Source organism: Aeromonas sp. SE22 (genome assembly GCF_038739755.1).
In the GTDB taxonomy this organism is placed as follows: Bacteria; Pseudomonadota; Gammaproteobacteria; order Enterobacterales; family Aeromonadaceae; genus Aeromonas; species Aeromonas jandaei.
The window spans coordinates 379,160-405,816 of the sequence record NZ_JBCGFD010000002.1 but is presented as its reverse complement, the minus strand read 5'-3'; the positions used below and the strand labels follow the sequence as shown (position 1 = coordinate 405,816).

Annotated in this window: 21 protein-coding genes and 1 pseudogene; 11 read left to right on the top strand and 11 right to left on the bottom strand. The window is 61.4% G+C overall.

Annotated features, from left to right (window positions below):
• Window positions 1–3: 3 nt before the first annotated feature.
• Entirely contained in the window at window positions 4–1,203 is a 1,200-nt protein-coding gene (gene tyrS, locus AAHA39_RS05700) for a tyrosine--tRNA ligase (protein WP_024941863.1), read from the top strand.
• A gap of 22 nt (window positions 1,204–1,225) precedes the next feature.
• On the opposite strand, the gene AAHA39_RS05695 is transcribed toward tyrS, so the two are convergent.
• Complete coding sequence (locus AAHA39_RS05695; RefSeq protein ID WP_071912202.1) at window positions 1,226–2,137, bottom strand: LysR family transcriptional regulator; 912 nt, start codon at window positions 2,135–2,137, stop codon at window positions 1,226–1,228.
• Between the two features lie 108 nt (window positions 2,138–2,245).
• Between AAHA39_RS05695 and budA the strand changes: the two genes are divergently transcribed.
• Both budA and alsS read left to right on the top strand, forming a co-directional pair.
• The gene (gene budA / locus AAHA39_RS05690; RefSeq protein WP_033115811.1) at window positions 2,246–3,040 is read left to right on the top strand and encodes an acetolactate decarboxylase; all 795 of its coding nucleotides are present in this window, start codon (window positions 2,246–2,248) and stop codon (window positions 3,038–3,040) included.
• 18 nt (window positions 3,041–3,058) lie between these two features.
• On the top strand, window positions 3,059–4,729 hold the full coding sequence (alsS, locus tag AAHA39_RS05685; RefSeq protein ID WP_320657295.1) for an acetolactate synthase AlsS: 1,671 nt from the start codon (window positions 3,059–3,061) through the stop codon (window positions 4,727–4,729).
• Between the two features lie 86 nt (window positions 4,730–4,815).
• Here the strand turns inward: alsS and AAHA39_RS05680 are convergent, their stop codons facing one another.
• Together AAHA39_RS05680 and AAHA39_RS05675 are read right to left on the bottom strand one after the other, a co-directional pair.
• A complete protein-coding gene (locus AAHA39_RS05680) occupies window positions 4,816–6,228 on the bottom strand; it encodes an MATE family efflux transporter (protein ID WP_320657296.1) in 1,413 nt (470 codons plus the stop codon).
• 73 nt (window positions 6,229–6,301) lie between these two features.
• Window positions 6,302–7,240 (bottom strand): LysR family transcriptional regulator, encoded by a 939-nt coding sequence (locus AAHA39_RS05675; protein WP_320657297.1) that lies wholly within the window; start codon window positions 7,238–7,240, stop codon window positions 6,302–6,304.
• A gap of 494 nt (window positions 7,241–7,734) precedes the next feature.
• Here AAHA39_RS05675 and AAHA39_RS05670 point away from each other — a divergent pair, with 494 nt between their 5' ends.
• Window positions 7,735–9,027, top strand: a complete 1,293-nt coding sequence (locus AAHA39_RS05670; protein WP_041208124.1) for an HAAAP family serine/threonine permease — start codon at window positions 7,735–7,737, stop codon at window positions 9,025–9,027.
• Window positions 9,028–9,106: 79 nt separating this feature from the next.
• Here AAHA39_RS05670 and AAHA39_RS05665 read toward each other — a convergent pair whose 3' ends face one another.
• Together AAHA39_RS05665 and AAHA39_RS05660 are read right to left on the bottom strand one after the other, a co-directional pair.
• Window positions 9,107–9,826 (bottom strand): substrate-binding periplasmic protein, encoded by a 720-nt coding sequence (locus AAHA39_RS05665; RefSeq protein WP_320656582.1) that lies wholly within the window; start codon window positions 9,824–9,826, stop codon window positions 9,107–9,109.
• Window positions 9,827–9,917: 91 nt separating this feature from the next.
• Entirely contained in the window at window positions 9,918–10,940 is a 1,023-nt protein-coding gene (locus AAHA39_RS05660) for an MBL fold metallo-hydrolase (protein WP_320656583.1), read from the bottom strand.
• A gap of 156 nt (window positions 10,941–11,096) precedes the next feature.
• Here AAHA39_RS05660 and AAHA39_RS05655 point away from each other — a divergent pair, with 156 nt between their 5' ends.
• Window positions 11,097–11,996, top strand: coding sequence for a LysR family transcriptional regulator (locus AAHA39_RS05655; RefSeq protein WP_320656584.1), 900 nt, complete (start codon window positions 11,097–11,099; stop codon window positions 11,994–11,996).
• A 101-nt stretch (window positions 11,997–12,097) separates the two neighbouring features.
• Window positions 12,098–13,375 carry an L-methionine/branched-chain amino acid transporter gene (gene yjeH, locus AAHA39_RS05650; protein WP_320656585.1) on the top strand — a complete coding sequence of 426 codons (1,278 nt, stop codon included), beginning with the start codon at window positions 12,098–12,100 and terminating at the stop codon, window positions 13,373–13,375.
• A gap of 41 nt (window positions 13,376–13,416) precedes the next feature.
• On the opposite strand, the pseudogene AAHA39_RS05645 reads toward yjeH, so the two are convergent.
• Together AAHA39_RS05645 and AAHA39_RS05640 are read right to left on the bottom strand one after the other, a co-directional pair.
• Window positions 13,417–13,953 (bottom strand): annotated as a pseudogene (locus AAHA39_RS05645) (GNAT family N-acetyltransferase).
• A 68-nt stretch (window positions 13,954–14,021) separates the two neighbouring features.
• Window positions 14,022–15,782 carry an ABC-F family ATP-binding cassette domain-containing protein gene (locus tag AAHA39_RS05640; RefSeq protein ID WP_320656586.1) on the bottom strand — a complete coding sequence of 587 codons (1,761 nt, stop codon included), beginning with the start codon at window positions 15,780–15,782 and terminating at the stop codon, window positions 14,022–14,024.
• A gap of 630 nt (window positions 15,783–16,412) precedes the next feature.
• Between AAHA39_RS05640 and cadC the strand changes: the two genes are divergently transcribed.
• The 5 genes from cadC (at window position 16,413) to pdxY (ending at window position 23,235) form a co-directional block, all read left to right on the top strand.
• Complete coding sequence (gene cadC, locus AAHA39_RS05635) at window positions 16,413–17,945, top strand: lysine decarboxylation/transport transcriptional activator CadC (RefSeq protein ID WP_320656587.1); 1,533 nt, start codon at window positions 16,413–16,415, stop codon at window positions 17,943–17,945.
• Between the two features lie 413 nt (window positions 17,946–18,358).
• On the top strand, window positions 18,359–18,601 hold the full coding sequence (locus tag AAHA39_RS05630) for a hypothetical protein (RefSeq protein ID WP_320656588.1): 243 nt from the start codon (window positions 18,359–18,361) through the stop codon (window positions 18,599–18,601).
• A gap of 155 nt (window positions 18,602–18,756) precedes the next feature.
• Entirely contained in the window at window positions 18,757–20,091 is a 1,335-nt protein-coding gene (gene cadB, locus AAHA39_RS05625; RefSeq protein ID WP_041208134.1) for a cadaverine/lysine antiporter, read from the top strand.
• 76 nt (window positions 20,092–20,167) lie between these two features.
• The gene (locus AAHA39_RS05620; protein ID WP_043849356.1) at window positions 20,168–22,300 is read left to right on the top strand and encodes a lysine decarboxylase CadA; all 2,133 of its coding nucleotides are present in this window, start codon (window positions 20,168–20,170) and stop codon (window positions 22,298–22,300) included.
• Window positions 22,301–22,371: 71 nt separating this feature from the next.
• Entirely contained in the window at window positions 22,372–23,235 is an 864-nt protein-coding gene (gene pdxY, locus AAHA39_RS05615; protein ID WP_320656589.1) for a pyridoxal kinase PdxY, read from the top strand.
• Window positions 23,236–23,316: 81 nt separating this feature from the next.
• Here pdxY and AAHA39_RS05610 read toward each other — a convergent pair whose 3' ends face one another.
• The 4 genes from AAHA39_RS05610 to AAHA39_RS05595 all read right to left on the bottom strand — a co-directional run bounded on the left by AAHA39_RS05610 (window position 23,317) and on the right by AAHA39_RS05595 (window position 26,564).
• Window positions 23,317–23,748, bottom strand: a complete 432-nt coding sequence (locus tag AAHA39_RS05610; protein WP_156852321.1) for a PliI family lysozyme inhibitor of I-type lysozyme — start codon at window positions 23,746–23,748, stop codon at window positions 23,317–23,319.
• A 61-nt stretch (window positions 23,749–23,809) separates the two neighbouring features.
• The gene (locus AAHA39_RS05605) at window positions 23,810–24,232 is read right to left on the bottom strand and encodes a hypothetical protein (RefSeq protein WP_320656590.1); all 423 of its coding nucleotides are present in this window, start codon (window positions 24,230–24,232) and stop codon (window positions 23,810–23,812) included.
• On the bottom strand, window positions 24,229–24,480 hold the full coding sequence (locus AAHA39_RS05600) for a hypothetical protein (protein WP_320656591.1): 252 nt from the start codon (window positions 24,478–24,480) through the stop codon (window positions 24,229–24,231). The genes AAHA39_RS05605 and AAHA39_RS05600 overlap by 4 nt, the downstream gene beginning before the upstream one ends.
• A 50-nt stretch (window positions 24,481–24,530) precedes the next feature.
• Window positions 24,531–26,564 carry a M13 family metallopeptidase gene (locus AAHA39_RS05595; RefSeq protein WP_320656592.1) on the bottom strand — a complete coding sequence of 678 codons (2,034 nt, stop codon included), beginning with the start codon at window positions 26,562–26,564 and terminating at the stop codon, window positions 24,531–24,533.
• Window positions 26,565–26,657 lie beyond the last annotated feature (93 nt).

The following is a 26,657-nucleotide window of genomic DNA, read 5'->3' as shown; positions in this document are numbered from 1 at the left end:
AAAATGTCCCAGCTCGAGGTGGCGCTAGCCGAGATCAAGCGCGGAGCGGAAGAAATTCTGGTTGAAGAGGAACTGGTTGCCAAGTTGAAGGAAGGGCGCCCGCTGCGCATCAAGCTGGGCATGGACCCGACGGCCCCCGACATTCACCTGGGTCACACCGTGATCCTCAACAAGCTGAAAACCTTCCAGGATCTGGGCCATGAAGTGATCCTGCTGATCGGTGACTTCACTGCCATGGTGGGTGACCCCTCCGGCAAGAACGCCACCCGTCCGCCGCTCTCCGAAGAGGCGATCAAGCACAACGCCCTCACCTATGCCGAGCAGGCGTTCAAGATCCTCGATCCGGCCAAGACCCGCATCGAGTACAACTCGACCTGGCTGAGCGAGCTGGGTGCGACCGGCATGATCAAGCTGGCGGCCAAGCAGACCGTGGCCCGCATGATGGAGCGCGACGACTTCAAGAAGCGCTACAGCAACGGCCAGTCCATCGCGATTCACGAATTCCTCTATCCGCTGCTGCAAGGCTATGACTCGGTCGCGCTGAAGGCGGACGTTGAGCTGGGCGGTACCGACCAGAAGTTCAACCTGCTGATGGGCCGCGAGCTGCAAAAAGATGCCGGCATGGCGACCCAGTGCGTGCTGATGATGCCGCTCTTGGTGGGTCTGGACGGCGTCAAGAAGATGTCCAAGTCCGCAGGCAACTACATCGGCGTCCACGACGCTCCGGGCGAGATGTTCGGCAAGATCATGTCCATCACCGACGATCTGATGTGGAACTACTACGAGCTGCTCTCCTTCCGTCCGCTGGCTGAAATTGAAGAGTTCAAGGCGGGCATCGCTGCCGGCACTCTCAACCCGCGCGACGTGAAGATCTGGCTGGCCAAAGAGATCATCGCCCGTTATCACGACGAAGCGGCAGCCGAAGCGGCCCACGAAGATTTCACCCAGCGCTTCTCCAAGAACGCCATTCCGGACGAAATGCCGGAAGTCGAGCTGGCTCTGGAAGGCGAAGGTCTGGCCATTGCCAACCTGCTGAAAGATGCCGATCTGGTGGCCACCACCTCCGAAGCGCTGCGGATGATCAAGCAGGGCGCGGTCAAGGTTGATGGCGAGAAGCTGGAAGATGGCAAGGCGCTCATCGGTGCCGGTACCGCCGTCTATCAGGTCGGCAAGCGCAAGTTTGCCCGCGTGACCGTCAAGTAAACCGCGACTGTCAAGCAAGGCATCAAGATTGCCGTAAAAGGCCTCCTTCGGGAGGCCTTTTTTGTATCTGGGCGATAAAGCGGCGCAACACGGCGCTGCCGGGGTGGGGGCGGGTGGCGAGGCTGATGGCGGTCATCAGGCCGCTGCCGGCGATGGGGTGATAGCTCACTCCGACCGGACGCAACGCAGCCACCGAGCTTGGCACCAGGGTCACGCCAAAACCCGCCTGCACCATGCCGACGGTGGAGATCACCTGCGGGCAGACGGGGCCGAGCTGCGGCTCGAATCCCGCCTCCCGGCAGAGGGCCATGATGCCGTCGTGAAGGCCCGGGCCAATCTCGCGGGGGAACAGGATAAAGCTCTCATCGCGCAGGCTGGCGAGGGCGATGGGGCCGAGCTTGGCCTTGGGGTGGCTGGTGGGCAGGGCGATCAGCAGCGGCTCCTGCTCGATGAGGTGGTGATCCAGCCCCTGACTGCCGCTGCAGGGGAGGCGCAGGATGGCGGCATCGAGCCGGTCGTGGCGCAGCGCCTCCACCAGTGCCGGCATGGTGCCCTCCTGCGGGGTGAGCGCCACCTCGGGGTAGCGTTCGCGATAGTCGTGCAACAGGGTCAGCACCGCGGGGTGGAGCACGGTAGAGCCGGCAAAGCCGATACGCAGCGCCCCCTGCTCGCCGCGGGCGATCCGCTTCACCTTCTGTTTGGCGGCATCGGCCAGCGTCAGGATCTGGGTGGCATCCCGATAGAGGCTCGCACCCGCCTCGGTCAGTTCGACGCCGCGGGTGAGACGGCGCAGCAGCGGAGTGCCGAGGCTCTCTTCCAGCTTGCGGATCTGCTGGCTCAGGGGCGGCTGGGCCATGTTGAGCACCTCGGCTGCCCGGGTGAAGTTCTGTTTGTCGACGACCGCCATGAAGTAGCGCAGGGTTCGCAGTTCCATATCGAAAGAGTCTCAAAGTCGCGGGATCGGTGTATTGGCGTTGAAATGTGATCCGGGTCACCATTGAATCCGAACGCTAACAGGATTCAGGCCGGAGGTGAAACCCGAATGGAACGTATTGCAACATCTGACAGTGCCGGATGCGCGTGTGCCCTCGAAGTTAGCCAGCAGTTTTCCCGCTGGCGCAGGCAGCACGATGGCGGCGAGATCTACCAAAGCTCGCTGATGAGCGCCCTGCTGGCGGGGGTCTACGAAGGGGAGACCACCATGAGCGAGCTGCTGCGCCACGGCGACTTTGGTCTCGGTACCTTCAACCACCTCGATGGCGAGCTGATCGCCTTCGAGCGCCAGATCCACCAGTTGCGGGCCGATGGCTCGGCCCGGCCCGCCCGCGCCGATCAGAAGACCCCCTTTGCGGTGATGACCCACTTTCGCCCCTGTCTGGAGCGCCGCTTCGACCATCCGCTCAGCCGCGACGAAATTCACCAGTGGGTCGATCGGCTGGTGGGCTCCGACAACGTCTTCGTCGCCATGCGCCTCGACGGCCAGTTCGAGTCGGCCAAGGTGCGCACCGTGCCGCGTCAGGAGCCGCCCTATCGCCCCATGCTGGAGGCCATCGAGCAGCAGCCGCTGTTCCGTTTTGCCGCGGTGGCGGGGACCTTGGTGGGCTTTCGCTGCCCGCCGTTTGTGCAGGGGATCAATGTGGCGGGTTTTCACGAACACATGATCACCGCCGATCGCAGCGGCGGCGGCCATCTGCTCGACTACACCATGGCCCACGGCACCCTGCGTCTCTCGGTGGTGCGTCATCTCAATCTGGCCCTGCCATCGGATCCCGCTTTCCGGCAGGCCGACCTCAACCCCGCCGATCTCGATCGCGCCATTCAGGCCGCAGAAGGCTGATATAGAAGGAGCAATATCATGGAAAACAGACAGTGGAAGTGCGGCGCCGAGCTGGTGGTGCGCCATCTGGAGGCGCAGGGGGTCAAGCAGGTGTTCGGTATTCCCGGTGCCAAGATTGACCGGGTGTTCGATGCGCTGGAGGACTCTCCCATCGAGACCATCGTGGTGCGCCATGAGGCCAACGCCGCCTTTATGGCTGCCGCAGTGGGGCGCCTGACCGGCAAGGCGGGGGTGGCGCTGGTCACCTCGGGTCCCGGTTGCTCCAACCTTATTACCGGGCTGGCGACCGCCACCTCGGAGGGGGATCCCATGGTGGCGCTGGGCGGTGCGGTGCGCCGCGCCGACTGCCTCAAGCTCACCCACCAGAGCATGGATACGGTCAACCTCTGCCGTCCGGTGACCAAGTTCAGCGCTCAGGTCAACAGCGGGGCCGCCCTCTCCGAGGTGATGGCCAACGCCTTTCGTGCCGCCGAGTTTGGCCGCCCGGGTGCTGCCTTTGTCAGCCTGCCGATGGACATCATCAACAAGCCGGTGCTGGGGGAGGTGCTGGTGCCGCGCGAGATGCCGGAGCCTGGCACCGCCGACGAGGCGAGCATGACCCAGGCGCTCGAGCTCATTCGCGAGGCGGACAATCCCGTAGTGCTGCTCGGCCTGATGGCGAGCCGGCCGGAGAACGCCGAGGCGGTGCGCGCCTTCCTCGACAAGGCGCGGCTGCCGGTGACAGGTACCTATCAGGCGGCCGGGGTGGTCGACAGTTGCCACTTCGATGATTTCGCCGGGCGGGTGGGGCTCTTTAACAACCAGCCGGGGGATCAGCTGCTGGCGGGGGCCGATCTGGTGATCGCCATCGGCTATAGCCCCATCGAGTACGACCCCGTGCTGTGGAATGGCGACCGGGTGCGCCGCATCCTCCATATCGATGTGCTGCCCGCCGATATCGACAGCTGCTACTGCCCGGCGGCGGAGCTGCTGGGGTCGATCCGTGCCAACCTGCTGCAACTGACCCGCCGGATGGGTTCGCCCAAGCTGCGTATCCCCGAGGTGGATCGCCTGCTGCAAGGGGTGCGCCAGCAGCGGCTGCGGCTGGCGATGCGGGCCGACGATCTGCACGGCACGCCGGTGCACCCGCTGCGGATCGTGCGCGAGCTGCAGGATCTGGTGCGCGATGACATGACCCTCTGCGTCGACATGGGCAGCTTCCATATCTGGATCGCCCGCTACCTTTACAGCTTCCGCGCCCGTCAGGTGCTTATCTCCAACGGTCAGCAGACCATGGGGGTCGCCCTGCCGTGGGCCATCGGTGCCGCGCTGGTACGGCCGGGGGAGAAGGTGATCTCGGTATCGGGGGATGGCAGCTTTATGCAGTCGAGCATGGAGCTGGAGACGGCGGTACGGCTCAAGAGCAATATCGTCCACATCATCTGGGTCGATAACGGCTACAACATGGTGGCGATCCAGGAGCAGCAGAAGTATTGCCGTACCTCGGGCGTGTCGTTCGGTGCCATCGACTTCAAGCGCTACGCCGAGTCGTTCGGGGCGGCCGGTTTTGCGGTGCGCTCGGCCGACGAGCTGCGCGCCACCCTGCGTGCCGCGCTGGCGGTGGAGGGGCCGGCCGTGGTGGCCATTCCGGTGGATTACAGCGACAACCCCGGGTTGATGGCTCAGCTCAGGCCGGAAGTGATGGCTTGAGTTGGCTCGGGCAGTGAGAGATGAAAAAACCGGCATCAGGGATGCCGGTTTTTTTATGCCGATTGCAGGCAGGGTTTGGGCAGAATTTAGCGAGCCAGCTGAATGGCCCCGTCGGCCCTGACCGGCTTGGCGCGGCGCTTGGTTGTGGGGGCGCAGGCGCGCTTGAGGCGCAGCCATTCACGCCACAGCAGCCAGCAGAGCGGCAGGGTGAGCAGCAGAACGGTGGCCGGCTGGGCCATCAGCACCCCATCACGGCCCCACAGCAGCGGCAGCAGGAAGATGAGCGGCAGCAGCAGCAAGGTCTTGGCAATCGAGATGACCAGCGCCTGACGGGTACGGGCCATGGATTGCAGCAGAACGATGCCGAACATGATGATCCCCTCCAGCGGAATGGCGCCCAGATTGAGCAGCAGACTGCTGACGGCGGCGGCCAGCAGCTCGGGGTCGTCATCGCCGGTATAGAGCATGGCTACCTGCTGGGGCAGCAGCTGGATGGTGATCCAGACCAGCATGCCGTAGATGAAGGTGAACTTGAGCCCCATCTCCATCAGGTACTTGAGGTCGCGATTGCGCTTGGCCCCCGCCGCCTTGCTGATGAGCGGCTGAATGCCGAAGGCCAGCCCCTGCAGGATGACGATAAAGACCGCCTCGGTGTAACCGGCCACGGTAAAGCCGGCGAGATCCTTCACATTGCCATACACCATCAGCTGGCTGTTGTGCAGCATCAGCAGCAGGCCGAGGTTGAACTGGGCAATCAGGCTCGGCAGACCGGTAAAGAGCAGGTTCGGCACCGTGGGCAGGCTCGGCACCATGTCGCGCCAACCGAGGCGCAGTCGGGCCCAGGGGGTAAAGAAGTAGCCAAGGCCGATCAGGCTCACTGCCCCTTCCGCCATCAGGGTCGCCTGGGCGGTACCGATCAGTCCCAGCCCCAGTCTGGCCACCATCACGTAGTTGAGCAGGATGTTGAGCACGGCGCCGCTGCTCACCAGCACCATGGCCAGTTTCGGGCGACCGTCGTTGCGCAGCAGATAGGGCACCGCCAGGTTGCTTGCCAGCAGCAGGGTACCGCCGCCAATCCAGAGCAGATAGTCACTCGCCTGCTTCCAGGTCTCGGTGCCCTGCTCGATGCCGAGCCCCAGCAGGATATCGGTGTGGAGGTAATAGAGCAGGATGGGGGCGGTAATACCGAGCACCAGCAGCAGCCAGAGGGCATTGACCAGCGTCTTGCGCGCCAGTGCGAAGTTGCGGGCACCCTGCTGGTAGGAGATGCCGGTGGCGGCACCCATGCTGATCATGGCGGCCAGACCGAGCAGCACCATGATGACCGGGTAGACCAGATTGATGCCGGCAAGACCGGCCGCCCCCACATAGTGGCCGACGAAGATGCCATCGACCAGGTAGTAGGCACCGGACACCAGCATGGCAAGGATCGAAGGGAGGGCATAGGCCCAGAAGCGACGGGTCATGGCCCGTTGCCGTAATGTGAAGTAGGCAGACATATCTGTTCTCTCGATGTGCTCGGTTATCGAACAGTTAGTCTAGATTAATACTTTTTTGGTGATAATCTGGTTTCTACTTGATGAATTGCTGAATGTTACTCAGTAATCCGCTGTTTTGATAGTGCGCCTTGAGCATGTCGATCAGGATGCGCAGCCCGCTGCCAAGCTGATGGCGGCTCGGATAGAAGAGATAGAAGCCGGCAAAGGTGGGGCTCCATGGCTCCAGCACCGTGATGAGTTTCCCCTCTGCAACCTTCTGGCTCACCTCCTCCTCAAGGCAGTAGGCCAGCCCCAACCCCGCCTCGGCAGCGCCCAGATAGAGGGCCGGCGTACTGGTGGTGAGCGGCCCTGTTACCTCTATCTCCAGCAGGTTGCCATCGGCGGCAAAGGCCCAGCGGTAGTGGTGGTGTGGCGTGAGGCGATAGCCGATGCAGGCGTGGCGGCTCAGCTCGCTCGGGTGCTCCGGCGTGCCGTTTTGCGCCAGATAGGCGGGGGAGCCTACCACCAGATAGCGCTGTGGCGGCCCGAGCGGAATGGCGATCATCTCCTTGGGCAGCAGATCCCCGTAAAAGAGGGCGGCATCGAAGCCATCCTCGATCATGCGCGGCATCAGCTCCTGCTCCACTACTTCCACCTGCATCCGCGGATAACGGGCCAGATAGTCGATGAGCACCGGTGCCAGCAGGCTGTCGATGGCATTGCGCGGGGCGCAGAGCTTGAGCCTGCCCACCGGTTCATCGCTGTTGCGGGCCAGCTCGGCAAGCGCTTCTTCGAGGGTATTGAGGGTGGGGAGCAGCTGCTTGAGCAGCCGTTGGCCCGCTTCGGTCGGCACCACGGCCCGGGTACTGCGGTTGAGCAACCGCACCCCCAGTCGCTCCTCCATCCCCTTCAGACTGTGGCTGATGGCGGAGGCGGAGACGCCGAGTTCGAGAGCGGCCTTGCTGAAACTGCGGTGGCGGGCGACGGCGGCAAACACCGCCAGTTCGGCGAGATCGGTACGGGTTATGGTCATCTTGAGTCAACAAAAAGGCGTGAATCACAAGGGTACGCCAAGGGGATGTTGCATACAATCCACCCGGAAATGGCCGCTTGTTTTAAAAATGTAAATTATCAAAATTCATTGAATCCAGTGAAACTAATTTTAAATGTTAAAAAAAACTCACAACAAGGCGCCTTGAGTGTGATCTTAGTCGTCCGAAAGGCGACTCGAATCAAACTTTGGTTGATTAATTCAAAAAAACGCTGTGATTAATAAGGTCATTTAATTAAAGTCACCCCATCGAGAGAGACGCATGTTGTCGAGTTGTTAAGGCGAGCAGGTGTCCCCCCTCAGAGTCAAAAACTCATGCCGTTGTTTGTTGCATTCTTGTTGTTACATGGAGTGATGACCAGATTGCCGGGGCGTGAGAGCTACAGGGAAGAAGAGCAGGCGTTCCAGGGAGATGGAACCGGGCCAAGGCCCGAATGAACAAGAATCCCATTTTTCCTAGATGACAGGAACAACTTATGTCTGACATGAATATTGCAGCTGATGGTCGTGTAGCCAGCAACGCCGCTCGTGGCATCAACAAGGCCGATGTGGTCTGGATGCTGGGCCTGTACGGTACCGCAATCGGTGCCGGTGTGCTCTTCCTGCCGATCAACGCCGGTGTAGGTGGCCTGTGGCCGCTGGTTGCCATGCTGATCCTGGCCCTGCCGCTGACCTTCTTCGCCCACCGTGGCCTGACCCGCTTCGTGCTGTCCGGTTCTACCCGTGATGGCGACATCACCGAAGTAGTAGAAGAGCACTTCGGCAAGACCGCAGGCAAGTTCATCACCCTGCTCTACTTCTTTGCCATCTACCCGATCCTGCTGATGTATTCAGTAGCCATCACCAACACCGTCGAGAGCCTGATGGTTCACCAGCTGGGCATGACTGCACCTCCCCGTGCCATCCTGTCTCTGGCGCTGATCCTCGGTCTGATGGCGATCGTTCGCCTCGGCGGCCAGGTTATCGTCAAAGCGATGAGCGTGCTGGTATTCCCGTTCGTGATCACCCTGATGGGCCTGGCGCTCTACCTGATCCCGCACTGGAACGGCGCCATCATCACTGAAGCTCCGGCGCTGGGTGATGCCTTCAACGGCGACTTCATCAAGACCCTGTGGCTGGCTATCCCGGTAATGGTGTTCTCCTTCAACCACTCCCCGATCATCTCCTCCTTCGCGGTGGACAACAAAGGTCGCTACGGTGAGAACGCCGAGAAGAAGTGCAGCAACATCCTGCTGGGCGCCCACGTCATGATGGTGATGACCGTTATGTTCTTCGTATTCAGCTGCGTACTGAGCCTCTCCCCGGCTGACCTGGCTGCTGCCAAAGAACAGAACATCTCCATCCTGTCCTATCTGGCCAACCACTTCGACAACCCGGTTATCGCCACTGTGGCTCCGCTGATCGCCATGGTTGCCATCAGCAAATCCTTCCTGGGTCACTACCTGGGTGCGCAAGAGGGCATGAACGGCCTGATGGCCAAGGCTCTGCGTGAAAAGGGCAAGAACGTTGACGTCAAGCAGCTGAACAAAGTGACCGCGATCTTCATGATCCTGACCACCTGGGCCATCGCTACCATCAACCCGAGCATCCTCGGCATGATCGAAGATCTGGGCGGCCCCATCATCGCGATGCTGCTGTTCCTGATGCCGATGTACGCCATCGCCAAGGTTCCGGCCATGCGCAAATACGCTGGCAACATCAGCAACGGCTTCGTGACCATCATCGGCCTGATCGCCATGTCCGGTATCATCTACAAGCTGATTGCCTGATAACGCCGGTCAATCTGTTGAATGAAAAAGCCGCCTCGCAAGAGGCGGCTTTTTTTATGGCTGTTTGCGGCGTAGCGCGTTACTTCATCAGCTTCTTCACCTCGTCGCTGGCCAGCGCCTTGTTGAATTTGTCCCGCGCCTCCTTGCCCTTGGCGGAGTTGGTAAAGCAGACGTGGAGCGACTTGTCCTCGAGGATCTTGCTGTTGAACGCGAGGTTGGCGGCGACCCCCTTGAGATGGGGATCGCTCTCCAGCAGATAGGTCATTACGTTCTGGTCGATGACCGCCAGATCGAGCCGGCCGTTGCCCAGCTTGAGCAGGTTCTGGCTATCCGAGGTGGTGGCATCGGCCGAGAGCTCCTTGCTGGCCACCTTCTGGTCAAACTCGGTGGTGTTGACGTAACCGGTGACGACCCCGATCTTCTTGCCCTTGAGGTCGTCCAGAGTCTGCCAGCTCACCGGCTGATCGGCCCGCTGGGCAAAGCCGAGAGGGCCGTGGCCGATGGGATCGGAGAAGAGGCAGCTGCTCTTGGGATCGAGATACTCGGGGAAGTAGCCGAGCACCTCGGGGTTGTTGGTCGCCTCGTCCACCGCCCGCTGCCAGGGGTAGAACTTGATGGTCAGCGGGTCGCCGGCCAGGGCAAAGGCTGCGGTCACCACCTGACTGGTCTTGCCCTGTTCAGGCAGGCTGGCACTGGTGTAGGGTGGCCATTCAAGGCTGGTCAACTGCGCCGCCTGAGCGGCCGACATGCCGAGCAGGGGGAGGGTGGCCAGGGCGAGGTGCTTCCATTTCAGACTCATGAGATAACTCCTTGTGGTCAAACACCTCTTAAAGATAGCCCTGTGGTGCCGATTGCGGATGCCGGTCATGACTGACCGCCATCCATGTCACCTATTTGTTGTCGATATTCTCCGCCTGCCAGAGGGCGTAGCCCTTGCCGGAGGGCGTGGTGGGCAGGTCAATCTGCATCAGGTCATTGCCGATGACGAACGGCCCTGTGTAGCGGGCACGCAGATCTTGCGCCAGATCTTTGACCGTGATCTTGCCGTTGAGCCCGATGTGGCTGAACACGGTCAGGGCCGGTCTGGCTTCGTTCAGAACGCGGGCGGCCTGCTCGGGGGAGGCGAGGTGCCCGGCGATCGCCTTGTAACCCGGGTTGGCCTGCATCTGCTCGGCAGAGGTCATGGAGACGCAGTGCACCAGCAGATCCGCCCCTTTGGCCTCTTTCACCACCTGCGGGCTGTAGCGGGTATCGCCGGAGAGCACCACGCTGTGGCCGTGGTAGTCGATGCGATAGCCAAACGACGGCTTGATGTTGACCCCGTGGTCGTTGTCAAAGGCGGTCACCTTGACCCCATCCCGGTCGTAGACCACCCCGGCAGTCACCTCGTGGCTGTTGATCTTTACCCCGTCGAGCGGCGTCCCCTCATCCTTGACCCGGGTAGCGATATCGGTGGCGTAGGCCTGCTGCAGGCCGTGAGCCAGGGCATCGGTGCCCTTGGGCCCGTAAAGCTCCATCGGTGCGTGGCGCTGGCCATAGGCCGGTTGCAGCCAGCCGGTCAGCCAGAGATCCGCCAGTCCGTTGGTGTGATCCGAGTGGAAGTGGGTGAGGAAGAAGGCGTTGACCCGGCCGATGGGAATATGCAGCTGCCACAGGCGGGTGGCGGAGTTGCGGCCAAAGTCGAACACCAGCTTCTGGTTGCCCGCCTCGACCAGGGTGCTGTAGCCGCCGCGGCTGATCTGGGGCACCGGGGTGCCGGTACCGAGCAGGCTGACCCGGAAGATATCGGGCCGGGCTTGAGTTGCTGTGGCCGGGGCGTGATCGAGGTTGCTGATAAAGCTGCTTTCGGCCGCCTGGCTGACACCGGTGGCCAGCAGACCGACCAGCAGGGCGGCCAGATAGGTGTTTTTCATGGGGATATGTCCTGTTTGGTGGCGTTGCTGGCCACTATATTGGTAACCAAAAGTGCGATAAATTGGCTAAAAATCATTTCTTACTAAACTTTTGGTTGTGAATCAGAGCCCTTGTCGCGGGCCAAACGGGCTTGAAACGGGCAAAAAGGAGGGGTTGTGGACCGACTGACCAGCATGCGTATCTTCACCCGGGTAGTGGATCTCGGCTCCTACAGCGCGGTGGCGAGCGAAGAGGGGATCAGCGCCCAGATGGTGGGCAAGCATGTGCTGGGGCTGGAGCAGTGGCTGGGGGGCAAGCTGTTTCACAAGACCACCCGCCAGCAGACCCTGACCGAGCTGGGCCAGCTCTTTCTCGCTCGCTGCCAGCGGGTGCTGGAGGAGCTGGCTCTGACCGAGTCACTCACCCAGAATCTGCTGGCCGAGCCGGCCGGACGGCTGCGCATCACCGCCCCCCTCAGTTTTGGCCACCACCGGCTGGTGCCGCTGTTGCCCGCTTTTCTCGACCGTTATCCCAAGCTGGAGGTGGATCTGCAGCTTACCCCGCGCTGGGTCGATCTGGTGGAGGAGGGGTTTGACGCCGCCATCCGTACCCTGCGCCCGCAGGATGAGGCGCTGATTGCCCGCTCGCTGCTGACCCAGCACTACCGCCTCTGCGCGGCGCCCGACTACCTCAATCGTCACGGCGTGCCCCGTCATCCGGCCGATCTCGCCCGCCACCAGTGTCTGCACGGCAACTGGGGCGAGCACGAGCGCTGGCAGTTTGTCGGCGAGGATGGCCAGAGCGAGGAGGTGCGGGTCGCCTCGCGCCTGCGCATCAACCACTGGCCGGCGCTGCTGACGGCGGCGCTGTCGGGGGCCGGCATCACCTTGCAGCCCGCCGAACAGGTGCGTGACCATATCGCTGCGGGACGTCTGCTGCCGCTGCTTGGCAACTATCAGAGCCCGGCCAAGACCCTCTACTTCATCTATCCGGCGGCGCGGCGGCAGGTGCTCAAGATCACCCTGCTGGGGGATTTTCTGGCCGAATCCCTGCAAGCTGAGCCCGAGCCTGAATAAAAGGCTGCATATTTTCGCCACCGCGCTTAACCATCGTACTTAACAAAGGGGCGGGGCAGGCCTAACATGGCGGGATGTTTTTCTAGTCGGGACAAAAGGATATGTCTGGGTTGAAAAAGGATCTCGGGCTCTGGCAGGGGATGGGGCTGCTCGCCACCTCGCTGCTCGGCACCGGGATCTTCGTGGTGCCGGCGACCGCCGCCTCGCTGGCGGGCGGGGCCTCGCTCTGGGCCTGGTTGCTGCTGATTGCGCTGGTGTTGCCCATCGCCTTTACCTTCGCCCGCCTCGGCCGCCGCTATCCCCATGCGGGCGGGGCGCCGCACCTGATTGGCCTCGCCTTTGGCAACGGCGCCGAGCGCTTCTCCGCCTTCCTGTTTCTGGCAGTGCTGCCGGTGGGGCTGCCCGCCGCCCTGATGATTGCCGCCGGTTTCTGGCACGCCCTGTTCGAGATGGGGGAGTGGACCCTCTGGGCCATCCAGCTGCTGACCCTGCTCGGGGTCTTTCTGCTGGGGCTACGCGGGGCGCGATCCTCCGGCAATCTGCAACTGCTGATTGCGCTGGCCATTCTGGGGCTCACCCTGCTTATCTGGTTCAAAGGGGAGGTGAGCTGGCGTGACGCAGCGCGGCCCTTGCCGAGCGCGGACGAGTGGCCCGCCATGGCCACCGCGCTGGCGGTGATGTTCTGGTGTTTCGTCGGGCTGGAAGCCTTCGCCCACATGGGGGAGGAGTTCAAGCGACCGGAGCGGGACTACCCCATCGCCCTGCTCGGCGGGGTATTGTTGGCGGGGCTCATCTACTGGATCCACTCGCTGGTGGTGCTCAAATATGGCCTCTACGGCGATGAGGCGAAAAACGCCACTGCTATCCCTTCCCTGCTGGCGCTGCTGTTCGGCCCCACCGCCAAGTGGTTGGTGGCGGTGCTCGGTTACCTCTCCTGTTTTGCCAGCATCAACATCTACATTCAGGGCTTTGCCCGGCTGATCTGGAGCATGGCGCGCGAAGGCAAGCTGCCCGCTTCGCTGGCCGTGCTCACCGCCCGCGGCGCACCGCTGCGGGCGCTTACTCTGGTGCTCGCCATCTGTCTGCTCTGCATCACCCTGATCATCTGGCTGCGACTGCCGCTCGATGAGCTGATCCGCTACGCCAACGGTAACTTCGTGCTGGTCTACCTGCTCTGCATGGCGGCGGGCTGGCGCCTGCTCGGTGGGGTCGGCAAGGGGCTGGCTGGGGTGAGCGTGCTGCTCTGTGCTCTGGTGCTGGTGGCGCTCGCCACTCAGGTGCTCTATGCGGTAGTGCTCACTCTTGGCTACGGCTGCTTCTCCCTGTGGCGGCGCAGACGCCGCCTGCTGACCTCTGACGATATTTGCGCCATCAAGTAGCCCCCGAAAAAGCCCCGCAGTGCGGGGCTTGTTGTTGCCTGTCAGCGGCTTGCGGGCAGGTCGCTGCGCAAGATGGCGTAGTGGCGCAGGGAGATGAAGTCATCCCCCTTGCGTTCACACTCCCGCGCCGTGCCCTCGTAGTGAAAACCCACCCGCTCCAGTAGGCGGGCGGAGGAGACGTTGGGCTCCTCCACCACCGCCAGCAGCCGGTGCAGGTCGGTAGTGCGGTAATTGAGCGGCAGCCACAGTTGCAGCGCCGCACTCATCACCCCCTTACCTCAATGCTCGGGATAGAGCCAGTAGCCCAGCTCGGCCCGCTGGTGAGTCGGGTCGGCATCGTTGTAACCGATGGCGCCGAGTGGTTCGCCCGTGTGCCGGTCACGAATGAGGTGCCAGGCGCCACTGCCGGTACGGGTCAACTCTGCATACCACGTCATCTGGACTTGGCACGCCGTCAGGCTGTCGTAGCTGACGCCGTAGTAGGCGACGACTCGCGGATCCGACAGACCGCGGAAGATGTGGGGCAGGTCGGCATCGGTAACGGGGTCCAGCCTGATGTCGGGTTGTGTTGCTGTCATGATGACTCCTTGCGGCCAACCCGGGTTGGCCGCGTTAGTTGAGTAATGCGGGATGGATGATGCTGGCATCAGACAAAGCCGAGCCGCTCGGCAAGGTGCGCCAGCTCGCTCTGCCACTGCTGCTGCAGGCGCGGGGTCTGGTGTCTGGGCTTGCGGGCCAGATCGGCGGCGAGCAGGGCATCGAGTTCATACCAGCGTGCCAGCAGCGCCTCTTCGTCATCTGCCTGTCCAGCCGGGGCCTTCCCCATGGCGGGGTCGGCCAGTGCCTGCGCTGTTGCGGGGAGGGCCCTGCTTGCCTTGTCTGCTGCCGGCAAGGGGGCATCGCCGAGCAGTTCGGCATAGGCCCGCTCGGCGCTGTGGGCCTCCCGGATCTGCCCGTCCCTGATCAGCCAGAAGCGGTTGCAGCTGCGCTCGATCAGCTCCCGGTCGTGGGAGACAAGCAGCACGCCGCCCGGGAAGGTGGCAATCGCCTCGGCCAGCTCCTCCTTGCCTGCCAGATCCAGGTGGTTGGTGGGCTCGTCGAGCCAGAGCATGTGGTGGCTGCCGAGCGACAGGGCGAGAAACAGCAGCCGTGCCCGCTCGCCCCCGCTCAAGGTACGTACCTGCTGGCCGTGACGGGCATAAGGGAAGCCCGCCCGGATCAGCGCCTGACGCCGGGTCGTCTCCGGCAGAGGAGCCAGCGGGTAGAGGGCATCGCTCAGGGCGGCGTCGTCAGCCAGCTGCTGCAGGGACTGATCGTAATAGGCGATGCTGGCGCCGGGGTGGCAGTACCAGCCCGCCTGCGGGCTCTGCGCGGCCAGTTCGCGCCAGCACTGGCGCAGCAGGGAGGACTTGCCGGTGCCGTTGGCTCCGAGCAGCGCGACCTTGTCTCCCGCCCGCAGCCAGAGTCCTTCGGCGCGCAGCAGCGGCGGCAATGCTGGCGCTGGCGATACGTCGAGGGTCTCCAGTCGCAGCAGCGTGTCGGCAGGCAGGCTCACTCCGCGCAGCTCGAGCCGCCAGGGGGCCAGCGCTGCCACCTGGCTCTGCTCCTCCTGCAGGCGGGCGATGCGCTTCTCCATGGATTTGGCCTGACGCACCAGCTTCTCGTTGTCATGCTCTCGCCCCCAGATGGCGAGGCGTTTGCTGCTGGCGCTCAGGCGGTCTATCTCTTTTTGCTCGTCAGCCCGGCGCAGGAGGGCCTGCTCATCCTCGGCGGCCAGCGCCGCTCGCGCCTCGCTGCAGGGCAGGGCGAAGCGGTGCAGCTCGCCATCGCGCAGGATCAGGGTCTGCTCGGTGACCCGATCCAGCAGGCGGCCATCGTGGGAGACCAGCACGAAGGCGCCGCGCCAGCCCAGCAGAAACTGCTCGAGCCATAGCAGGGCGGGCAGATCAAGGTGGTTGCTGGGCTCATCGAGCAGCAGCAGGTTGGGTTGGCGCAGCAGGGCACGGCCTATCTGCAGTCGGCTGTGCTGGCCGCCGCTGAGTGCACTGACCGGCAGCGTGGCCTGAGCTTCCAGCTGCAACTCGGTCAGCAGCTTGTCCACCTGCCATTCGGCGGCGGGGTCGTTGCCCAGCACGTCAAACAGCACGGCGCGGGTGCTGAGGGTAGAGAGCCCGGCGGGTAGTTGCTGGGCCACGAACTCGCAGCGGCAGGCTGCGGCCTGCACGACACGGCCGGCTTGAGGCGTGCGCTCGCCCGCCAGCAGCGCCAGCAGGGTGCTCTTGCCGCAGCCGTTGGCGCCAATCAGACCGAGCCTGTCGCCTGCGCGGATGCCGAGTTCGAGATTGTCAAATAACGGAAGGTGCCCCGCACTCATCTGCAGGGAATGGGTACTCATCAGGGTTGTCATGCTCTTGCTCTCTTAAATCGCGGGATCGGAAATCCCTGTCATCAGGAGCGCTGGCGACAACGGCAGAGTCGAGAAAGGTCTCGGTATGGAGGGGAGTCGGCTTTGCTCGAACCCGCTATCGCAGCGCGATGGTATGCAGGCAAGAGCAGGCAAATGTGCCGAACAGGCGGGCCGAAATGATCGGGCACGCTTGGATAACCATGTTTTACCTCCTTGTGTTTCGTTATGGCACGGTGCGGCGATTATAAGAAGAGAGCCGGATCCAGTTCAACAATTCATCATCGTTGTGGAAGGGGCTATGGAGAGGTTGCCCATATGGGCCCTCTATTCTCTTATCCCAGGCCCCAAACCCCCTGTTGGATCAACTCATCGGTGATTTGTCGGCAAAAAAAGTGGGATCCGGCTCTCGTTTTGCTTAAAGTGACTCTTTTCCGGCTCAGCCCGGAATGCCCGCAAGGATGCCCTTCAGACGTCAACAGGATGGCCTGGCCAGACTGGCTCACAGAGATGTTACTGCTTCGGTTCTCTTCTTCTCTGTCGCCCTTGCGTGACAGCGCTTCGTTCCGTTCAGTCAGCCCAGGTCCTGCGTCACTCTCATCGAGCATTGTCTCCATCTGCTGCGAGTGAATCATGAGCGAATCGGTTTTTGAGATCCATGACTGGACCCTGAGCGTTGACGACAACACGCTCTGCCGTCCCGACCGCGAGGTCTACCTCGAACCCCGGCTGGTCAACCTGTTGCGGTTTCTGGCCCGCAATGCCGGCACCGTGTTTGGTCGCGATGCCCTGATCAACGAGGTGTGGGATGGCGCCGAGGTGACCGATCAGGTAGTGACCCAGTCCATCTTCGAACTGCGCAAGATCCTCAAAGATGGTCGCACCGATGCGACCGACTATATCGTCACCGTGCCCAAGCGTGGCTACAAGCTGGTTGCGCCGGTACGGCCGCAGCAGGAGCTGGTCGCTGCCGATGAGCATGCAGTCTCCTCTGCCAATTCCCAACTCAATCCGACCCTCTCCGATCTCAGTCCGCCCGCTGAGGATGAGCCACTCGCCAATGTGGCCCCTTTTCCCGCCGGGCCCCTGACCCGCGCCATCTCCAACCATGCCAAGGATGCCCGCAGCCGCTGGAAGATGGTGAGTTTCGATATCTTCGTGGCCGTCATTCTGGTTGCCATCGTCAGCCTGCTCAGTTACCAGCACACGGCGCCGCAGGTGCACTCCATGCTGGATCCCAACCTGCTGGTGTTCCGTTTCCACTCCGGTATGGATGACAACAACGAGAACGTCCGCCTTGCCGACGGCATCACTCGCGCCCTGATGGCCGAGGTGGCGGCGGCGACGCCACTGCGGGTGCAGTATGGCGCCACCACCCTGATGGGGGGCATCATGCCCGGCAAGGAGCTGAGCGTGCGGGTCTCGCGCCAGCCGCGCGGCACCTACCTCGATCTGGAATACCGCAATATCAACACCAACCGGGTGCTGTTCAGCCACCAGTACCAGCTGAGCCGCCACAACGTGCACGGCGTGCTGCAAGAGAGCAGTCAGGATTTGCTGCGCGCCCTCGACCAGCCGGATGCCGAGCCGGGGATGGGGTGGCCCACCGATGATGCCTCCCTGATGGCGATGATGGAGGCTCACTACTACACCAACAGCCGGGATCCGGTCGCTCTCAAGCGCGGTATCGAGCTGCTGGAGGAGGCGCTGGCGCTCCAGCCTGATCAGCCGTTGCTGCTGGCGGAGCGCTATCTGGCCGGTGAGGTGCTGGCTACCCTGGCTGGCAAGTCCGAGAGCGAGCGGCTGCAGGAGGTGGGAACCCATCTCGCCCGCGTGGTGCAAACTGGCGGTGCCCTGCCATCCCGGGTGTGGGAGGCGCTGGCGCTGCAGGCGGTGCTCAACAGCGAGCAGCAGCAGGCCAACTATCTGCTGGAGCAGGCGGCAAAACGCGGCCGCTCGGTGCTCTATTACATACTGCAGGGCAAGCTGGCGGAGCTGGATGGCCGTCCGGAAGAGGCGGGGGACGCCTACAGTCAGGCTTTTCTGATGGAGGCGACCGAGCAGACCTATCTGCTCTGCCAGCAGCTCGGTTTCTACAGCAATATGGAGACCCTCACCCCGGCGCTGTTCGATGCACTGGGTCAGAGCAAGGTGAAGCTCTTCTAATTCCGCGCCCTTTGTTGCTGCCGGCATGACATCCGGCCCTTCGCTCAGGCCACCTTCGGGTGGCCTGAGCCGTTTCTGGCCGCCTTTCATCAGGCTTGCGACTCCTGAAAGAGGTTATCTGCAAGCCATATCGTGGTGAGCTACCCAGGGTGATCTTCCGGCGAACCGTGCCGGGTACACCGTTGGTTCTAGTCGTTTCTTCGCATCATCCATTTCCTGCATTCCTGCATTCCTGCATTCCTGCGTTCCTGAATTCCCGTGCCTCCAGCTATGCCCAGCCGGAGCGAACTTCTTCCGATTACGTCTTTTAGCGTGTGTGGCCTTGGCGCCGCACGGGTTGCCAACAGTGCATTGAGCAGGCAGATGCACCTTCATCTGAGGAGCGGCAGCCATGAAAGGAGAGAGTGAAGTGCATGCCGGATAGTGCTTATGGCGATGGGATTGGCCGGGTCGATGAGATGGACAGGGTAGGCGAGAGCGGGGAGGTTCTGTGCGAGCCCCTTTATCCCGGGGTTATCGCGGGAAAAATATCAAGACGGCGAGATAAAGGGGTTATCAAGGCGAAAAAACCGGGCTGTCGGATATCAAGGTTTTATCAAGAAAGCTCGGTTGGTCATCATCAATTTACTGTTTTTAAAGGTTTTTTATCGATTTAGCGAGGAGGGTGAAAAAAGTTGCCTCATATTTTTATCCGTTAGCTGCTCCTTATGTTTTTCGGGGACGAGAGGCCTAGTCTGTGCCCATTCGTTGGCCGGACGTTGTGCCAACTGTGTATGTGACGACCCGACCTTTTTAAAGACCCGGAGATCTTATGTCCCTAGATACGAGCAAGAAGATCGGCCTTATCGCCTGTACAGGTGTAGTGGCCGGCAACATGATGGGGAGCGGTATCGCACTGCTGCCTTCGGCACTGGCCAACATAGGTTCCATTTCTGTATTCAGCTGGGCTATCTGTCTGGTAGGCGCCATGGGCCTCGCCTTCGTTTTCGCCCGCCTCGCTACCAAGAACCCGCAAGAGGGTGGCCCCATTGCCTACGCCGGTGAAATCTCTCCGGTATTCGGTTTCCAGACCGGTGTGCTCTACTACCACGCCAACTGGATCGGTAACCTGGCCATCGCCATTACCGGCGTCTCCTACCTTTCGGTCTTCTTCCCCATTCTCAACAGCCCGATCCCGGCCGCTGCAGCCACCATCGCCGCCGTCTGGATTTTCACCTTTGTCAACCTGCTTGGCGGTAGCTGGGTGAGCCGACTCTGTACTCTGGGTCTGGTACTGATCCTGCTGCCGGTGGTGGGTACCGCTCTGGTAGGCTGGACTCACTTTGACAGCGCCGTCTACAGCCAGAACTGGAACACCACCAGTGGCAGCGACCTGCATGCGGTCATCAGCGCCGTGCTGATCTGCCTCTGGTCCTTCGTCGGTGTTGAATCTGCCGCCGTCTCTTCCGGCATGGTGAAGAATCCGAAGCGCACCGTACCGCTCGCCACCATGCTGGGTACCGGTATCGCGGGTGTTATCTACATCCTCTCTACCCAGGTGATCAGCGGCATGTTCCCGGCCGGTGAAGTGGCTGCTTCCGGCGCCCCGTTTGCCATGGCCTCTTCCGCCATCTTCGGTAGCTGGTCTGCACCGTTCGTTTCTGCCTTCACCGCTCTGGCCTGCTTCACCTCGCTCGGTTCCTGGATGATGCTGGTAGGCGAGGCGGGCAAGCGTGCCGCCAACGACGGCAACTTCCCGAAAATCTACGGCGAAGTGGACAAGAACGGCGTGGCCAAGAAGGGTCTGATCCTGGGTTCCCTGAAGATGACTGCTCTGATGATTGGCCTGACCGCCTTCACCTCCCAGTCCGCTCACGCTGCCGACCTCTTCAATGTGCTGACTACCGATGCGGTGCTGCTGACCATGCTGCCCTACTTCTACTCCAGCATTAACCTGATCCGCTTTGAAGGCATGACCTCCCGCAGCATCGGCGCCATGATCTTCTCCGGTGTGGCCTGCGTCTTCTGTCTGGTAGCCCTGATGGGTGCCAAGGGTTCCAACCTCACAGCTACCTTCGTGGTGTCGCTCATCATCCTGATGTTCTACGCCAAAAAACTGGGTCTGCGTCAGCACGATGCCCTGCTGAACGAACAACCCAGCAACTGATTTCCCCTTTATCTTCCGAGCGCTCTTCACTCACCATCCCTGATGGAGAGCGCCCCTTTACGTGTGGAGCATTACGATGAATATCATTGCCATCCTCAACCACCTCGGCGTTTTCTTTAAAGAAGAACCCATTCGCCAGCTGCAAGCCTCCCTCGAGCGCAAGGGTTTCGAGGTTGTTTATCCGGTCGACGTCGCCGACCTGCTGAAACTGATTGAGAAGAACCCCCGCGTTTGCGGCGCCATCTTCGACTGGGACAAATACTCTCTGGGTCTGTGCAAGGAGATCCACGATCGCAACGAGAAGCTGCCGATCTTCGCCTTCGCCAACGACCAATCTACCCTGGATATTCACCTGACCGACCTGCGTCTGAACGTGCACTTCTTTGAGTACCGTCTCGGCATGGCTGACGACATCGCCCTCAAGATGGGTCAGGCCACTCAGGAGTATCAGGACGCCATCCTGCCGCCGTTCACCAAGGCACTGTTCAAGTACGTGGAAGAGGGTAAATACACCTTCTGTACTCCAGGTCACATGGGTGGTACCGCTTTCCAGATGAGCCCGGCCGGCAGCATCTTCTATGACTTCTACGGCCCGAACGCGTTCAAGGCTGACGTCTCCATCTCCATGCCGGAGCTGGGCTCCCTGCTGGATCACTCAGGTCCGCACAAGGAAGCCGAAGAGTACATCGCCCGTACTTTCAACGCCGATCGCTCCTATATCGTTACCAACGGCACCTCCACTGCCAACAAGATCGTCGGCATGTACTCCGCGCCGGCCGGCAGCACAGTGCTGGTTGACCGTAACTGCCACAAGTCGCTCACTCACCTGATGATGATGAACGACGTGACGCCGATCTACTTCCGTCCGACCCGCAACGCCTACGGCATTCTGGGTGGTATCCCGCAGAGCGAATTCAGCCGCGAGACCATCGCTGCCAAGGTTGCCGCGACACCGGGTGCCCAGGCTCCCCGTTACGCCGTAGTCACCAACTCCACCTATGATGGCCTGCTCTACAACACCGGCTTCATCAAGGAGAGTCTGGATACTCCTTACATCCACTTCGACAGTGCCTGGGTGCCTTACACCAACTTCAGCCCGATCTATGAAGGCAAGTGCGGCATGAGCGGTGAAGCGATGCCGGGCAAGGTGTTCTACGAAACCCAGTCCACCCACAAGCTGCTGGCGGCCTTCTCCCAGGCGTCGATGATCCACATCAAGGGGGACGTGGAGGAAGAGACCTTCAACGAAGCCTTCATGATGCACACCTCCACCTCGCCGCAGTACGGCATCGTGGCCTCTACCGAGATCTCTGCTGCCATGATGCGTGGCAACACCGGCAAGCGTCTGATCAAGGACTCCATCGATCGCGCCATCTCCTTCCGCAAAGAGATCAAGCGTCTGCGTGATCAGAGCGAAGGCTGGTTCTTCGACGTATGGCAGCCGGACAATATCGACACCGTCGAGTGCTGGAAGCTGGATCCGAAAGATGACTGGCACGGCTTCAAGGACATCGATGACAACCACATGTACCTGGATCCGATCAAGGTCACCCTGCTGACTCCGGGTATGGGTCGTGACGGCCAACTGCTGGAGAAGGGCATTCCTGCTTCACTGGTCTCCAAGTTCCTGGACGAGCGCGGCATCGTGGTCGAGAAGACCGGCCCCTACAACATGCTGTTCCTCTTCTCCATCGGTATCGATCAGTCCAAGGCGATGCAGCTGCTGCGCGCCCTGACCGAGTTCAAGCGTGGTTACGATCTGAACCTGACCATCAAGAGCATCCTGCCGAGCCTCTATCGTGAAGACCCGAGCTTCTACGAAGGGATGCGTATCCAGGAGCTGGCGCAGCGTATTCACGAGCTGACCAGCAAGTACCGTCTGCCGGAGCTGATGTTCAAGGCGTTCGACGTACTGCCGGAGATGAAGATGACTCCGCACGCCGCATGGCAGCAAGAGCTGGCCGGCAACGTGGTGGAAGTACCGCTGCGTGACATGGTTGACCGCATCAGCGCCAACATGATCCTGCCGTACCCGCCGGGAGTACCGCTGGTTCTGCCGGGCGAGATGGTGACCCAGGATTCTCTGCCGGTGCTCGAGTTCCTCGAGATGCTGTGCGAGATCGGTGCCCACTACCCGGGCTTCGAGACCGACATCCACGGCCTCTATCGTCAGGCCGATGGCAGCTACACCGTCAAGGTGCTGCGTTAATCACAGTGACAACAACGGGCCGCAAGGCCCGTTTTTCCCTCCGGAATTTCTCTTTTCTTGCGTGAGTCATCATGAAGCGAGTGCTCTCCATTCAATCCCATGTGGTCTTTGGCTGTGCCGGCAACAGTGCCGCCGTCTTTCCCATGCGTCGCCTCGGCATCGAGGTGTGGCCGATGAACACGGTGCAGTTCTCCAACCACACCCAGTACAGTGAGGGGTGGCAGGGGATGGTGATGCCGGCGGGCCATATCGCCCAGCTGGTGGATGGGCTGGCGGAGATTGGCGTGCTGGCCCAGTGCGATGCGCTGCTCAGCGGCTATCTCGGCTCGGCCGAGCAGGGGGAGGAGATCCTGGCAGCGGTGGCCCGGCTCAAGGCGTGCAATCCCGGCGCCCTCTACTTCTGCGATCCCGTGATGGGTCACCCGGACAAGGGGTGCATAGTGGCGCCCGGCGTCACCGACTTTTTCCGGGAGCGGGCCTTGCCCCGCGCCGACCTCCTGGCCCCCAACCTGCTGGAGCTGGAGCAGCTGACCGGTCGCGATATCGGCAATGTCTCGCAGGCGCAGGCGGCGTGCCAGCAGCTGCGGGAGCAGGGGGTCAAGATGGTACTGGTGAAACATCTGGGCAAAGCCGGCTTTGCCATGGACCGCTTCGAAATGCTGCTGGTGTGCGAGGAGGGGGCGTTTCACCTTTCGCGTCCGCTCTACCCTTTTGCCCGCCACCCCATCGGGGTCGGGGATCTGCTGAGTGCCACCATGCTGGCCAATCTGCTGGCCGGTTTCACTCCGGTGGTGGCGTTCGAGCGCACCAATGCCAGTGTCGATGCGGTGCTGGCTCGCACCTGGCTGACGGGGGCCTACGAGCTGCAACTGGTGGCGGCCCAGCACGAAATGGCGTTGCCGCTGGTGCGCACAAAGGCCACTCGCCTTGAGTAGCAGCGTCGCCGATTCTGGATACAAAAAAGCCCTGCTGGTCAGGGCTTTTTCTATTTCTGAAGGATGTGGGGCAGTCGCGCCTTAATCCTTGGGATCCTTGAGCGCCTCGATCACATCCTCCTTGGGGCCGAGTCCCTCGACATGGTTGAAGGTGTCGAGCCCCTCCTGCGCACTGATGGTAAAGGCGTCGGCGCTCAGGTAGCTGCCGCTGCCGGCGCTCTCCATGATGACCACCAGCTCGGGCTGCTTGTCACCGTTGAGATCCAGCAATTTCAGCTCCTTGATAGAGCCATCGCGCGGCAGCACCTTGCCGTCGATGAACTGATCCAGCGGGAACTGGGGATTGGCGCCGGAGTAGAGGCGCACATCGTAGCTGCCTATGGAGGCGGGTTCACCGCGTCCTTCGGCCACCGTGATCACCTGACCGGAGGGGAGTGTCAGCTGTTTGCTAAATCCCTCTTCGGCTTGAACTGATGTACCAATAACCAAAAGAAATAATAATGCTCGCTTCATGGCAGCTCCTGTCATGTGTTGGCTATTTGGATGAAAGGTATTCATTTGTTTCTTGAGTTCACTACTTTGGAAACAACTGTTCTTCTGGAAAATCACTTTCGCTTTCCCAATATATGGGTTCGCTTCTACTTGAAATAGTAAATATGCCTTTGTCGAGAGTTAGTCTGCTAAATGTGGTTTTGGTCGACTCGCCATCCCACTCACCTTGTTTAGGGATATCTGGGAAAGAACTTACTACCAAAAAACCGGAGGGAACTTCGCGCCAATTAGCCCTGAGTGCTGATAAAAGTGTCCAGGTTTTGTTTATATCAGATCCTTTTAGCGGTAAAAAATGGATGCCTTTGGGTGATGCAGTAAAAGGTCGTGATTCCACACCATTAAATCCTCCGGCTCCCATAGAGCGATCTTCATCCAGAAGAAAAACTGGTTTTGTTTGATCTATCAACTTGGTAGGACGGATTTTTGCTAAACGAAATACTTTCAATCGAGCAAGTTGTTCATTTTTTTGCCAAAAATGCGTATTTCTGCGTTGACCAGAGGTGGTTCCCAGGGGCCTTCTGCTTCAGAATAAAAACCCGCATTTGGATCCGATGCAACGCGAGAATCCTGATACAGACAAATACGAAGATCCTGTGAGGGATAGCACTCTCGCTGTTTTATGGTACTGGCCCAAGCTTCAGTAGCACTCGCACATAGGGAAAGAAGTCCCAGAGCCAGAAGCGTCTTGTTCATATTTTTCTCTTTTGTATCAGGGCCCATGATTGGGCCCTGCTTTTTTATCATTACCAGATCTTCACCCGTTTCTGGGGCGGCAGATAGAGTTTGTCCCCCGGCTGGATGTTGAATGCCTCGTAGAAGGCGGGAATGTTCGGCACCACGCCGTTGACCCGGTACTCGGGCGGCGAGTGGGGGTCGGAGCGCAGCAACATCTGCATCAGCTCGGGGCGATACATTCCTTTCCACACCTGCGCCCAGCCGAGGAAGAAGCGCTGCTCGCCGGTGAAGCCATCCAGCACCGGCGCCTCCTTGCCATCCAATGACAGCTCGTAGGCCTTGTGGGCTATGGTGAGGCCGCCCAGATCGCCGATGTTCTCGCCCAGGGTGAACTGGCCGTTGACGAACTGGCCGTTGATGGGCTCGAAGCGGTTGTACTGGGCCACCAGCCGGCTGGTGCGGAAGCGGAACTCCTTGAGATCCTGCGGTGTCCACCAGTCACGCATCATGCCGTCACCGTCGGATTTGGCCCCCTGATCATCAAAACCGTGACCCATCTCGTGGCCGATCACCCCGCCGATGGCGCCGTAGTTGACTGCGTCATCCGCTGTCATGTCGAAGAAGGGGGGCTGCAAAATGGCCGCCGGAAAGACGATCTCGTTGTTGCTCGGGTTGTAGTAGGCGTTCACCGTCTGCGGCGACATGTGCCACTCGTCCCGATCGACCGGCTTGCCGAGGCGAGCCAGATTGTCGGCATACTCGAAGGCTTGCGAGCGCTGCAGGTTGCCGACCAGATCATCCGGTTTGATGGCGATGGCGCTGTAATCCTTCCACTTGTCCGGATAGCCGATCTTGGGTCGGAACTTGGCCAGCTTTTCGAGCGCCTGGGTCTTGGTCTCCGGCGACATCCAGTCGAGCTCTTCAATGCTCTGGCGATAGGCGGTGCGCAGGTTCTCAACCAGCTGCTCCATCCGCTCCTTGGCCGCAGGCGGGAAGTAGCGGGCCACATAGAGCTGGCCAACCGCTTCACCCAGATGATCGTTCAACACCCCCAGTCCACGCTCCCAGCTGGCGCGCTGTTTGGGCGTGCCGCTCAACGTGGTGCCGTAGAAGGCAAAGTTGGCGCGGTCGGTCTCGCTGTCGAGATAGGGGGCGTAGTCGGTCAGCAGCTGCCACTTGAGGTAGGCCTGCCAGTCGGCGATGGGGGTCTGGGCCACAACCTGATCCAGCGCGCTCAGATAGGTCGGCTGACCGATGACGAGATCCGGTTGGGCGGCAATGCCGGCCGCATCGAGATAGGCCTGCCAGTCGAGGTGAGGGGCAAGGCGTGCCAGCTCGCTGGCGGGGCGTTTGTTGTAGTTCTTCTCCCGATCCCGCAGCGCGACGTTGTCCCACTGGATGGTGGCGAGCCGGGTTTCGAGGGCCAGAATCCGCTTGGCCTTGCCGCTCGGGTCAGACTCACCGAGGCGGCTCAGCATGGCGGCGATATGTTGCTGGTACTTCTGGCGCAGCGCCTGACTGTCGGGATCCTGCTTGAGGTAGTAGTCGCGATCCGGCAGCCCCAGCCCACCCTGATAGAGGTAGACTGCATAGCGATCCGGCGCCTTGGCATCGGCATCTATCCAGATGCCGAACGGTGCGCCGCCGCCCATGCGGCCTGACTGGGCAAAGGCGCGGGCCAGCGCCGCCTGATCACGGATCTGGTCGATGTCGGCCAGCGCTGGCGCCAGCGGGGTGAGCCCCTTGGCGTCGCGGCCAGCCTGATCCAGATAACTGGCGTAGAGATCGCGGATCTGCTGGGTTGGCGTGCCGGTAGTGGCCTGCTGATGGGCCAGCCCCTCGACCAGCACCCGCACGTCGGCAAGGGATTTGTCCCGCAGCATGTAGAAGGCGCCATCGGCGGGGCGATCGTCGGGGATCTTGGCGGTGGCGAGCCACTTGCCGTTGACGTAGCGGAAGAAGTCATCGCCGGGTTTGACTCGGGTGTCCATATTGGCCAGCGCCAGTCCGGAGTGTTTCGGCGCGCTCTCGGGCGCCTGGCTGCAACCAGCCAACAGGGCCAGCCCGATAAGGCCGACCAGAATGCTTTTCTTGTTGTTCATGGGATCTGATTCCACATCGGGTTGTTTGCTTCCCTGCCTGCGCCTCTTCTGAACTGGTGACTTTCGGGTCTGCGCAGGCGAGCCCTACTCTAG